Source organism: Pseudomonas sp. 43A (assembly GCF_013363935.1).
Lineage (GTDB): Bacteria > Pseudomonadota > Gammaproteobacteria > Pseudomonadales > Pseudomonadaceae > Aquipseudomonas > Aquipseudomonas crudilactis.
Map to the genome: position 1 here is coordinate 4,429,630 of NZ_CP054880.1, position 13,451 is coordinate 4,443,080.

Here is a 13,451-nt window from a genome sequence, read left to right on the forward strand (position 1 = left end):
ATACCACGTTTTTTGAATAAATTGCAAAGCCGTGGTCCGCCCCTTATCTAAACGTGGTCTGTCCCCATTTATCCTGCCAAAAGACGCGCTTCAAGGGTAGTTAGCTCCGCCCAGTCACTTCTCGACGTCAAGCATGTGTCCCTTTCTCGAGAATTCCGCCTCAATTTCGTCAATAACCATCTGAACTTCTTCTTCAGTTAAAACTTGATTTTCATGGGGTGAATCCCAGTGCTTTAACGAGTTCCTATACAACACGAAACCAAGCTTATCCCCTCCCGGAAAGAACATTTCGCCTTGAATGGTCGCTACTTTATTAGCCACCTGTATTTTCAGATATCCTCGAGATATTTCAAGAATCACAAATCACCTCTTACAAATATAGTTTTCTCGAGTCTGGTTACTGGATCAATAGTAACTATTTTATCCACTTTAGGATTTTTCAGAAGTGCGGGCAACTCTGCGGTTTCCCAGACGTTTCCTGGACGCAAATTCTGTCCAATCACAGCACGTACCGTTCCGGAAACTCCACTGGCATACTCTGCAGAAATATTTTGCCATGCTTGCACCACCGTCGGATTTGAAGCGTCCCATGCAGGCATTTGTATACCACGCTGCGCTATCAATGCTTCCAGAGTCGTGCCTCCTTGTTGCATGGCGATCTGTTGCGCTATGTCTGCGCCGCCCACATCACCGGTTCGTCCAGACCAGAAAAAAGCCTCACCTGGTTTGGTCGACACGCCTAGTTCAGTTTTGGCAAACCATAAGCCTGCCTTCCCTATTAATCCAACAAATGCAAGGCCGGATATCTCACCAGCCATAAATGCGCCCCATGCCTTGACGAATTCATTCGCGGGCTGAACCCCTTCAAATCCCTGACCTTGATTAAGTGCAAGTTGCGCTTGAGCGATTTCTTCCGCTGTTGCTCCATGCAGCGCCATGTACTCGACCATGGACGTCGATGCTTGTGCATACCCAGTCAAACCCGGAGGGATATGTAGATCATAATTGTACTTTGTAGCGTTTTCGGCGATCCAAGCTCCGGTTTTAAGAGTATCCGCATCAGCGTTTCCAATGGCAGATGCTGCTAGAACACCGACGATTTGCGATGCCATGGAAAGCAGGTCTTTATTTCCGCCCACCTTCTTGTCCAATTCAACTACTAGTGCCTCGTTCGCACCAGCCGCCAACGCGCCAGTCGCAAAATCCCCACCGGTCATTTCCGACAACAACCCGCCAACCGCAGCATGAATGATGACTTTGGTCGCAGAACCATCATCGACCACACCTTGTGTGAGATCACCCACCAAGTTAAAGCTGAACGCAGCTACTGTATTGAAAAGCGCGGTTTGCAGCAGATCACCAATATCTGCATCACCGCCCACTACTTTGGTGATCAGCGCAGAAGTACCGCCTTGAAGGATCTGACTTCCCGCGAACTTGCTTACACCTTCCCACGTAGCTAATGAGGTCCCGGCATATTTGCCGTTCGCGTCGAATTTCACGCCGGTTAGTTTGGTCAGATATTCAGACATCAATCCGGCCGTAAGCCCGGAAATCACATAGCCCTGCAGCGCATCAGATGAGGTAACGTCCGCGAACACCGCTCCAAGGTTTCCGCCGTTATTGATAAAGCTTGTCGTGGCATTCGTAGCCGCTCCGGTAGCCACAGCCGCGAACGTTGCGGCCCAGAACGTGCCCATTCCGCTCAACGCTGTCAGGGCAGCCGGTCCGACGACGGCGGCCATGACGATCGCGATGATCATCTGCGACGCCGGACCAAGCCCCGAGTTGTTGTATTTGAACGACTCGTGAATCTCCTTCACCAGCCGCCAATCCACATCCCCCCGCGCCTCGGCTTCTTTCAACCATGCCAACTGCGGGTCAGCCTTGACCATGCTGTCGATGGTCTGGCTGACGGACTGCTGGTTCACATCCTTGATGTCGATTTTCAGACCATCAACGGCCTTGATCACGATGTTGCCCTTGGCAATCATCTGGGTCTGGCGCAGGGTTTCGTCGGTATTACCGCGGCCTTTTGAAGAGACCCAGGCGGCGTTGTTATTGGTCTTGGTGTGGCTTTCATTGTGAAGGTCTTTGACCCCTTCAAAGGTGATCGCCCCACCGCTGTCCAGGGTGATGTTGTTACCACTTTCAAGCTTGGCAACCTGATAAAGCTGATCGCCCTTGCTCTTGAGCGTCAGATCGCCGCCAGACTTGATCTCGGAGCCGACATACTTGTTGTCGGTCACCTCGTCGTGCTGCATCTTCAGCTTGCCGAAGCCGCCCTTTTTCTTCATGTCGTACAGCGAGTAATCGGTGTCCTGCAAAGCTAGGATCTGCAGGTTGTCGCCGGCCACCAGATAAGCTTCATCACCTGCCGTTACACGACTGGAAATCAGACTCAGATCCTTCCCTGCATCCAGCCTGACGTCGCCGCCCGCCGTAATACCAGACATGACCTGGGAAACGTGGTCCTCCTGCCACGTTTCTTTCTTGTTTTTCGAGTTCGAATGTTCCTCATCGGCGGCTGAGGTAATCACCAGATTCTCGGTAGCCTTCATCGACACATCACGCTTGGCATCGATCTCACTGGCAATCACATTGATGTCGCGCTTGGCTTCGGCCTTGAAGTCACGCCCGGCATCGATATCGGCGGCCAGTTGAGTGATATCGCTGCTACTTGCCCTTGAACCCAACGAAACGCTGTCATTGACCTGCACGGAGACCACATTGACATCACGCCCGGCATTCAACGCCATGTCCTGACCGCTTTTCATCACGCCGCCGATGACGTTGATGTCCTTGGCCGCTTTGACGGTCAGGTCGTTGGCGGCTTCAATCCGCGCTGCGTTATCGGCAAAGTCCTGATGCCGGGTGACGGAGCCGTATTGGTTGTCCATCGAAGTGATGGTCCGTTCGTTGATCACATCGCCCGTGCGGGTAGTCAGGCTGACGTCCTTGCCGGCAATGATGCCGCCGGACTTGTTGACGATGTTATTGGTTGCCAGCAGATCGAGACGATTGCCTGCCTCGATCGAACCACTGTTGACCAGGTCCTTGCCCGCCGTGGCGGAGAGGTTGTTGGTGGCTTTGAGCGTGCCGACGTTGTCGAGGTTTTCCCCCGCAATAAGCGTCACATCGTTACCGGCAATCAATGCCCCGGTCGGGCCGAGACGGCCGCTGGCCTGCGCCAGATACACCACCGGCACCAGCACTTTTTCACCATTCACTTCGTGCTCTTCGAGCCAGACGATGTCGTGGGTCAGTGCCGCGACTTGCTGCGAGGTGAGGCCGACGCCGACCGACAGGTTGAGTGCGTCCTTGCTGGCGATGGCGTTGTTCATCAGGTACTTGAACATGCCCTCGTTGGAGGTCTGGCCGTCGATGAAAGCCTGGCCGGTGCGTGCGGTGACGGCTTGCTGGATCAGGCGTTGTTCGTAGAGGCCGTCGCCCAGACGTTTGGCGCTCTGGTCGGGGTTGTAGCCGAGCTTCTCCAGCAGATAATCCGAGCTCATGAACGACTTGAGGTCGGTCAGCACCGGGTTGGTTTCGATCAGGTATTTGTGCGGGTTCGAGGGCGCCGTGGTGTCCGGCAGGCCAGTGACACGCGTGACCGGACGAGTGTCGATCGACTCTTTCATGTCGTTACCGCGGCCCGGGTTGCCCGTGCCTGCAGAACTCTCCGGCACTTTCACGTCGACCGTACTGGCGACTGTCTGCACCATGCTTGGCGTACGGTGGAATGTATCCACGGCGCGTGTGCTGTCGGACACCGGCGCCGGCGCATCGATAAACAGGTTGCGGGGCCCGCCGCTGCTGTCGGCGACCGTGTGGTCCTGGGCATTCACCGACTCACTGGCGACTGTCCACGTTGGCGCTGGCCCGGTGTTGCCGGCTGTGGCGCCACTGGTGCCCTGCCCGCTCAGACGGAACAAACCGTTCTCGCCCGTCGGCAGCGAGAAGCCAGGCAAGCTCAGCGGATTGACTTGCTGTTGCGCAAGATCCGGCGGCAGTTGGCTGTTGATGCGCACAACGACAGTGCCGCTGTTGCCGACCGAGGTATCGGCGACCTTGTTGGTGCCCCCGGTGGCGCTGTAGTCCTGATGGATAACACTGTTTTCAACTTCCCGGGTCGCGGTAATCGAGACATTGCCACCGGCCTGAATCACTGCATTACGCGAGTTATTGGCATCAGCAGCACCGGTGCTGTTCACCGGGGTTTCAACCGCAAGACGGCTTTCGTAAGGCGCCAGTTCGCTCGGTAATGCCAGCAGATTATTCGGGTCATACATCGATGGCGTTGACGTCTCAAAGCCGGCGCTGAATCCAGACATGGCCCGGCCGTATTTGCGACTGCCGACGTTTTCGCCCGTCTCGGCGTCGACGATGACGATGCCATTGCCCACGGTTGTGGCGATCGCTTTACGGATCAGACCTTCCGGTGCGATGACGTAGTACACAAACGGGAAATCAGGGTTGTTGCGCTGGTTGTACGGCATGATCACGTTGGCCATGAATTGCGCCGTGGTGCCTGTGCCCATCTCGAAGTTGTACTGACGCGTGACTTCGACAGTCCCGCTCTTGGCGCCGATGTTCTTCAGGCTGTTCGCGGTAATGGTGATGTTGCCGCCCGCCGCTACCGTGCTTTTGCTGTTGAGGAACGTGCCACCCGTAAACGTAAAATCCTTGCCGACGTTGAACATCGCCGAGGCGCTGGTATCGGTGTCGAAGAATTGGTAGGTCTCGCGGCTGGCAAGGAAGTTGTTGAAAGTGCCGCCAACGCAGTCACCGCACGTTGCTGCAATGAACCCGGAAATGAGCTTGCGTTCAACCGACGCCGTCGGCCCTTCTGTGCGGTTTTCAAACACGTCGGCGCTCAGCGTGAACCCGCGTCCGCTCTCCATCGAGCCGGAAATGTTGTACACCCCCGCTGCCCGCGCCGCGCCGCCATACCCGCCCATCACCACATCGCCCAGACCGTAGAAATCACCGTGCTGGTTGGTCAGCGTGCTGACGCCGAGGGTCATGTTGTTGCCGCTGAAAATCAGCCCGCGATCGTTGAGCAACGAGGGCGTGTTGATGATGAGGTTCTGCGCCGCACCCAGGGTGCCGTAGTTGGCAACACTGCCCGCGTTGATCGTCAGGTCTTCACTGGAGGTCATGCGCCCGGCGTTGCTGAGCTGCCCGCCGATATTGACGGTCGACGTGGCACCCACCGCGAAGCTGCCGCCCGCCGCAACGTTCATCTGCGCGACGGAAAGGTAAGCGCCGCGCTGACTGGTCAAGCGGCCGCTGCCGGCGTAGGTTCCGCCGATTTGCATATCGAGGATGCCATCACTGGCGATCAAGCCATCGTTGGTCCAGTTGCCGCCCCGGATCTGCAGGGAATCGGAAGCCAGCAATTTGCCGCTGGCGGTCTGGCTGAATTGGCCGACATTGACGTTCAGGCGACCGGCCTGAATGACGTTGGAGTTGCTCCAGCTGTCGGCGTTGAGTTCCAGCAGTCCGCCGGTGACGATGCTGCCGCCGGCGCCGATGACATTGGCGGTGGAGATGTCGAACTTGCCGCGCCCGACGTGGTTGAGTTGCCCGCCGGCATTGAAGAGGCCTCCCACTGCCAGGGTCATGTCGGTGTTGGCGGTTTCCAGCACGCCATTGCGGTTGTCGAGCAAACCGCCGATCTGGAACAGGGTTTTGCCGGTGTTGCCCAGCGAACGCAGACGACCGTTCTGGTTGTCGACGCTGGCAGCCTTTACGCTCAGTTGGGTATCGCTTTCGATGACACCCGTGCCGTTACGCAACGCGCTGCTGAGACCGAAGTCGATGCGGTTGGCAGCGATCTGCCCGCCAGCGTTTTCCAGACTTGTGCCGGTGACGCCCAACAGTCCTTTCGAATACAGCACGCCACTGCTGTTATCCAGCGCCGCCGTGGTAATGCTGCTGTCGGCCGACTGCGCGGAAATGCGCCCGCCGTTGTTGTTCAGGCCAGCCAATGCAGCAAGCGTCAGGCTCTGCGCCTGAATGATGCCGCTCTGACGGTTATTGTTCAGGTCGAAGCCGTTGCGCAGCACACCCACGGTGCGAGCTTCCAGCGCGCCTTTGATGCTGGACAGCGTGCCACCACGGTTATCGATGTTGGCCGCTTTGACAAAGACATTGCCGCTTTGCGCGATGACCTTACCGCTCTGGTTGTCGAAGTCACCGCTGACCTCAAGGGTCAACGCGCCTTCGCTCTGGATCGAACCTTTGCCGTTGCGCAGGCTGGCTGCATTGAGTTGGACGTCGGCATTCTGGCTGTAGATCAGGCCGTCGGCGCTGTTGTTGACGGCGCCCGTTGCGGTGATCTGCAATTGGTCATTCGCCGCCACGGTGCCCTTGTTGCTGTTGTCCAGAGAATCGGTGTGCGCTTCCAGTGTTTTCTGGCTGACGATCTGGCCGTTCTGGTTGTGCAGATTGGTCACACCCTTGATCAACATCGCGCCGCTGCTCGCCAGTTTGCCGGCGTTGTTGTTCAGCTCTCCGCTCAGGTTGAGGGTGATCGCGGCGTTGCTGGCGATCTGGCCGCCGTTATTGTCCAGACGTGTGGCCGTAGCGGTGAAGGCCTGTTCGACATTGACTGAGCCGCCGGCATTGGTGAACGCCGTGCTGACGACATCCAGTGCAGCACCACTGAAAATCAGGCCCTGGTTGTTATTGAGTGCGCCGCTCAAGGTCAGGGTCTGCCCTGCACCGCTGCTCAGATTGCCTTTGTCGCTGTTGTCGAGGCTACCCGCCTTGATATTCAGATTGCCTTGGGCAACTACCGCACCACTGCCGCTGTTGAGCAGCGCATCCTTGAGGTCGACCGAGACATCGGCGAATTTGCTGGAGAGCGTGCCGTTGTTGCGGTTGTCGAGGCTGTCGGCATTGACGGTGAGTCCCTGCCAGCCGGAGATCAGGCCTTTCTGGTTGATCAGGCTGGAGCCACGCAACAACAGTTTTTCACCGCTGATGATTTTGCCGTTGCCGTTGTTCACGGCACGGGCGAGCAGCTCGAAACCGAGGTTGCTGGAAATCTCACCGCTCTGGTTGTTCACGTCGCGCAGACGTTTGAGTGTCAATGGCCCTTGCGCCGTGAGCAAGCCGCGCTGGTTGTCGAGATCGCCATTGGCCAGATCAAGGGAGACGGCTTTGTCACCCATCAGGCGTCCGCCGTTCTGGGTCAAGGACGTCAGCTTCAGGTCGATGTCACCGCTGGCGGAGACTTCGCCGCCGTTGCTGGAGTCCAGCCCGGTGGCGGTCAGCGTCAGGTTGCCTTGGCTGTTGATCAAACCACTCTCGCGGTTGTTCAAATCGGCACTGGTGATATCAAGGGTTTGCACCGCACTGATCAGCCCATGGCCGTCGTTACGCAGCAGACCGTCCACGGTCAGGTCGAGGTCGCTACGGCTAACCAGGTTGCCACCGCTGTTGTTCAGACTCGCGGCGCGCGTGTCGATGGCGGCTGCGCCGATCATGCCTTTGACGTTGTCCAGTGCGGCCGCGATGCGCAGGGTCAGACCTTGATTGCTCAGAAGTTTGCCGTTGCTGTTGTCGAGACTTTTCGCGGTCAGGGTCAACGCCTCGGCGCTGGAAATCGTGCCGCCCTGATTGTTGACGCCATTGAGTTGCTTGAGCAGCAGCGTGCCCGGAGCGTTGATCAAACCACCAATGTTGTTCAACTGACCGTGATTCAGGTCCAGGCTCAGTTGCGTATTGCTGAACAGTTTGCCGCCCTGTTGATCAAGGCCGCTGACCGAAGCCGTCAGCGCGTTCTGACTGCCGATACTGCCGTCGCCACCGTTGGTGACCTGGCCGGCAGTCAGGTTCAGGGTGTCGGCGCTGCTCAATTGACCGTTGCTGTTATCGAAGGCGCCGGTGGTCACGGTGACCGCGCCTTTACCGCTGAGCGTGCCCCTTTGATGGTTGTCGAGGCTGGCACTGTCGAGGACGAGCGCGCCATCGGTAACCACTTGCCCGCCCTGGTTGTCGACACTGCCGCCGCTGTCCAGCGTCAGATCCGCCGCGCTGGACAGGCTGCCATCGGCATTGGTCACTTGCGCAGCGTTGACCGTCAGCGTGCCTTCGCTGCTGACTTTGCCCGAGGTGTTATCAAGGGCGCCGGTGAGGTTCAACAGCATGCCTTGCTGACTGAGCAATTCGCCGCCGTTGTTCACCAGCGAACGCCCCTGCAGAGTGAACTGCGTGCCGGCATCGATCAGGCCTTTGGTGCGGTTGAGCACTTCGTCGACGGTCAGGGTCAGCGCCTTGCCGGTGAAGATTTTGCCGCCGTCGCTGTTATCGAATTTTTTTCCGGTAACGCGCAAATCGCCGTTGCTGCTGATCTCACCGCCACGGCTGTCCAGATCAGCGACGGTCAGGCTCATGTCTTGGCTCGACCCCAGCAGACCGTTCTGCCGGTTATCGAGTTGATCGGCCTCCAGTTTGAGTACACCGGTGGCGATCAGTTGACCCTTCTGGTTATTGACGGTTTTTGCCTGCACGCTGGCATCGGCTTTGCCGGCGATATTGCCTTCACGGTTGTCCAGTTCATCAGCGGTAATGGTCAGTTGGCCATCAGCGATGACCGTGCCGAGTTGGTTATCCAGGGTCTTTTCGGTGGTGAGCAACAACGCGCCGCGACTGCTGATCAGGCCTTCGTGGTTGTCGAGATTACCGCTGTAACTGTCCAGCGAGGCGGCGGAGATCACGCCTTTGAGGTTGTTCAATGCCGCCGCAATGCGCAACGTCAGGCCCTGCTGGCTGAGCAGTTTGCCGTTGCTGTTGTCGAGGTCTTGCGCGGCGAGCAAGAAGGCTTGCTGGCTGGAAATTTCCCCGCCCTGGTTGCTTACGCCGTTAAGGTTTTTCAACAGCAACGTGCCGGGCGCATTGATCGAACCGTTCTGGTTGTTCAACTGGCCGTGATTCAGATCGAGGGTCAGATCAGTCTTGCTGAACAGTTCACCGCCCTGTTGATCCAGCCCGGTAAGCGAGACATCCAGTGCTTGCTGGCTGGCGATGCGGCCAGTGGCGTTGTTGACCTGCCCTGCCTTGAGCGTCAGTGCCGCGCCGCTGGTGAGTTTGCCACCCTGGCTGTTGTCAAATCCGCCGGTCTCGACCCGGCTGTTGCCTTGGCCGTAGATCACGCCCTTATGGCTGTTATCCAGACGGCCGCTGTTGACGGTCAGCAGGCTGTCGCTGTTGATCGAACCGCCCTGATTAAGCAAAACGCCAGTGCTGGTCAGTTTCAGGTGGCCGGCGCTGCCGAGGCTGCCGTTGCTGTTGTCGATGCGCGCAGCATTGACGGTAAGCGTGCCGTCGCTGCTGATCGCGCCGAGAGAATTGGTCAGCGCGTCATCAAGGGTAATCACCAGGCCGTTGAGGCTGCTGAGATTGCCGCCGCTGTTGTCCAGCGTAGTGCCGGTAACGGTTACCGCGCCTTTGGTGGAGGCGATCAGGCCTTTGCTTTGGTTGATCAGTCTGGCGACGCGCAAACCCAGGTCGCTGCCGGAGAGGATTTTGCCGCCGTCACTGTTATCCAGATGCAAGCCCTTGATGTTCATCAGCAGGCTGCTGGAGATTTCGCCATGGCGATTGTCGACGTCGTCTACCGAGAGTGTCAGTGCTTTTGTCGTGCCGACCAGCCCACCGTTACGGTTATCGAGGGTCTTGCCAGTCAGGCTCAGATTGCCTTGGGCAACCAACGCACCGCCCTGTTGTTGCAGCAGGCCGATGGTTGCCAGCAGATCGCCCTGACTGGCAATCCGTCCAGCCGCGTTTTGAATTTCCGCAGCGGTAAGGTTGACGGGGCCGAACGCACTGACCAGTCCACCGCTGTTATCCAGACGAGTGCCAACATAGGTCAGGCCTTGCTTAGCGCTGATCACGCCTTTTTCGCGGTTATCCAGTTGCGCGACATTCAGGGTCAACTGCTGGTCGGCCTGAATCACTCCGCCCCGGTTGTCGGCCATGTCACCGTGCACGGCCAACGTGCTGTTGCCGATGACTTTACCGTCACGGTTGAGCATTGTGCCGGCCTGCAGATCGATGGCACCTTTGGCCGAGATATCGCCTTTGTTGCGGTTGTCGAGCGTGCCACTGATGCGTGCAGTCAGGCTGCCATCGCTGACCAGCGCCCCGGCTTCACGGTTGTCCAGGCTGGCAGCTTTCAGAGTCAGCGAACGACCCGAACCGAGCACGCCGTCGCGGTTGTCCAGCGCACCACTGAGATCGATGTTCAATCCCAGATCGCCTAGGATCTGGCCGCTGCGGTTATCGAGCATGCCGCCGCTGACGACGACGTTCTGTGCACTGAGCAACCCGTTTTGATTGTTCAGGGCTTGCGCGGCGTTGACTGTCAGGTTGCGGCTGGCGGTCAGGCTTTTGTCGCTGTTGTTGAGGGTCTGCGCGCTCAGGCTCAGATCACCGTGGCTGTTGCGGCTGCCATCGGCGTTGACGCCGGCTTCGATGGCGCCGGCGTTGGTCAGTTGGCCGCCAGCGCTGAGATTGATGCTGTCGCGGGCCGCAAGGGTCTGGCGGTTGGTCAGATTGCCCTGGGTTTGCACATTGGCGCTGGTGCCGGCGTAAAGCGGGCCGCGTGCGTCGAGGCCGGCGGCCTTGATGTTGACCGCGCCGGTGGCCGAAGTTTCGGCCAGACTCAGTTGGCCGTTGGCATCAAGCTGAATATCACCGCCGCTGGCAATCAGCTTGCCGTCGAGTTTCACCCCGACCCCGGCTTCGGTGCCGACCAGTTTGATCGCCCCGGCGTACATGCCGCCCAATGCCGAGGAGTCGATGGCCAATTGCGGTTTACCGCTGCCATCATCGGCGCGGGCCGTGGCATTCAGGGTTTGTGCGTTGACGTCGTTGCGCCCGGCAATAATCGTCAGGTTTTGTGCCTGAATCTCAGCGTTGATTTTCGCGCTGCGGGTGATGATTTCGAAGCGGTCGACGTTGGTCGCGTTGAGGCCCGCACCCTCGATGGCCACAGAACCTTGATCAACCTGAAAGCGATCCAGCCGGCCGTTGTCGAGCACCGGTTTACCGGTGGTCAGTGTCACCCGTGGTGCATTAATGAAGCCGCAACCGTTGCAGGTGATGCCATACGGGTTCGCGACGATGACACGCGCCGACTGCCCCGCCACTTCGGTGTAGCCGCGCAACTGACTCGGGTTGCCGCTGATGACTTCGTTGAGAATCGCTTGCGCCGAGCCGCTGTTCTTCAGGTTCGGGTTGTCGACAATGTGCCCACCCAGTTGAGTGAGATTATTCTGCGTCGAGCCGTTATTGAGGATCAGCCCCTGCGCACCGACGTTGTAATCGTGGAACTGGTTATGCGACAGGCCGCTGGCATTGGGCGTGGCGATGTTGATGATGGGCACGCCATTGCCAGCGCGATCGAGCGAGGTGTTCGGGTTGGCCACAACGATGCCGTCGGCCTGCGCCCACATCGGTTGCCAGAACATGACGTTCGCCAACAGGAACGCCAACCCGCGTTTGGGCATGCCCAAGAAGGACTCACGTGTTTTCACGGCCGCAGACGGTTGTTCTGCAAGGAAGGCGAACTGACGAACATCCATGTCGATGGTCTCGAAAAGTTGTTTTTAGATAAAAAAGTCGAGGCGGAAATAGATCGGTGCTTCACGCTCGGTCAGCGCGTCCGGTCGTTCCAGGGAATGGGCAAAGGTCACACTGGCGGCGACGTGCTGGCCACGGGCGAACAGGTCCAGCGAGTTGCTCGACATACGCCCGTGCTGATCGACGTTGTAGCGACCGTTCTGGATCACACCCTGGTCGTAACCGAGGCTGGTGCCGTATTCGGAGAACACCGGTTGCAGCCACTCGACAGTTACCGGACGACTCCAGCGCAGGTCATTGCGCCAGTAACCACCGCTGTCGCCGGACAGCGACTGATCCTTGTAGCCACGAATCGACGACGAGCCGCCAAGGCTGGTGCGTTGCGGGCTGAACAACACGTCTTCGCTGTGCTGGCCGGTCATCAGGCTGCTGAAACTGAAGGATTCGCCCCAGACCTTGAACGGTTGCAGGTAGCTCAGGGTCGCGGTGTATTTCCGGTAGCGCGCGTCCGGCTCACCAGGGGCGGGATCATGGCTGCCCTGTGCGTCGAATGCGCCGATGCCTTCCTGCATGCCGGCGTCAAAGTTGACGAAGGCACTGCCGACGCGGCGACCGTGGTTGAAGCCGAACTGCGCTTCGCTGATGCGGTTGCTGCTCAGCTTGAGTTTGCTGTCTTCGATGAAGTTGTTGGTGCGCAGGTACGACAGGCCAGCGCTGAGCGACGTCTTGCTGACGGCGTCGCGGTGGATCACCCGCTCGGCGCGCAACTGATGGTTCTCGCTGTCACCGGTCTGTTTGAAGTTGTAGCCGTTGGCGGCGATTTGTGAGCGGTACTCGCTCTGGCTGTAGGTGTAGCTGAACGTCCACCAGCCCCACGGCAAGCTGTAATTGAGCATGGCATTGTTGGAGGTGTGCTGGTGATCGGTCATCGCGTCGTGACCGCCGCGCAGGCTCAACTGATCGGCCAGGCCGAGCGGGCTGTCCCAATCAAACGTGGTGCCCCACTGCTGCTCGCCGGTGCTGCGCTGGCCGTCGTTACTGCGTGACAGGCCGGCACGCCATGGTTTTTGCGGCGTGTTGGTGACCAGCACTGCGCTGCCGCCGACGTTCTGGCCGGGCGCCAACTCCATTTTTGCCTGATTCGATGGCAGGCGGTTGAGCTGATCGACCATTTGCTCGATCTCGCGCAGGTTGACCAAATCACCGGTTTTGCCGGGAAAGGCCATGGCCAGTTCGCGCTCCGAGAGCTGGCTGTTTTGCGCGCCCTTCATGCCTTCAAGTTTGCCTTCGACCACCAGCACTTGCAGGTGCCCGGTGGACAGATCCTGCTGCGGCAAGTAGGCGCGGCTGGTGACCAGGCCTTTCTCGATGTAGTGATCGGTGATGACTTTGAGCAGCTCGTTGAGCTGAGGTACGCCCAGACATTCGCCGATATAGGGTTTGAGCAGGCGGGTTTTATCACGCTCGGAAAGACTGTCGGCGCCCTTGAGCTCGATGTCTTTGATCGGGAAGCAACGGGTGTCGGCGGGGGCTGCCGGTTGCGCAGGCCTGGCGTCTTTGCCGGGCAAATCCTTGAGCTCTTCGAGGCGCCGCTGCTGCTCTTCGAGCAAGCGATTCTGGCGATCACGGATAAGGTCGGTGTCGCCGGGTGTAGGGGCCGCAATGGCAATCTGGACTGGAGACAGGCACAGCAGCGCTACGCACAACCTCGCCACGAGGGCGGGTGAGGACATGTTCGATCCCTCGATACGAAAAGTGACATCAAAATAGTGGCGCGATATTAGATGGCCATCATTTTGACGTCAAACAATCGTTTCGACCGTTTGTCGGGTTTGTATCGAGGAATGTACAACTGG

Annotated in this window: 3 protein-coding genes; all 3 read right to left on the reverse strand. The window is 58.6% G+C overall.

Annotation, left to right across the window (positions count from 1 at the left end; all coding sequences use genetic code 11):
* Window positions 1–114: 114 nt before the first annotated feature.
* The 3 genes from HUW52_RS19305 to HUW52_RS19315 are packed head-to-tail and all read right to left on the reverse strand — an operon-like array spanning window position 115 to window position 13,328.
* On the reverse strand, window positions 115–360 hold the full coding sequence (locus HUW52_RS19305) for an Imm74 family immunity protein (RefSeq protein ID WP_110720914.1): 246 nt from the start codon (window positions 358–360) through the stop codon (window positions 115–117).
* Window positions 357–11,597 carry a filamentous hemagglutinin N-terminal domain-containing protein gene (locus tag HUW52_RS19310; RefSeq protein WP_175554596.1) on the reverse strand — a complete coding sequence of 3,747 codons (11,241 nt, stop codon included), beginning with the start codon at window positions 11,595–11,597 and terminating at the stop codon, window positions 357–359. Before HUW52_RS19310 ends, HUW52_RS19305 begins: the two co-directional genes overlap by 4 nt.
* A gap of 24 nt (window positions 11,598–11,621) precedes the next feature.
* The gene (locus tag HUW52_RS19315; RefSeq protein WP_175554597.1) at window positions 11,622–13,328 is read right to left on the reverse strand and encodes a ShlB/FhaC/HecB family hemolysin secretion/activation protein; all 1,707 of its coding nucleotides are present in this window, start codon (window positions 13,326–13,328) and stop codon (window positions 11,622–11,624) included.
* Window positions 13,329–13,451 lie beyond the last annotated feature (123 nt).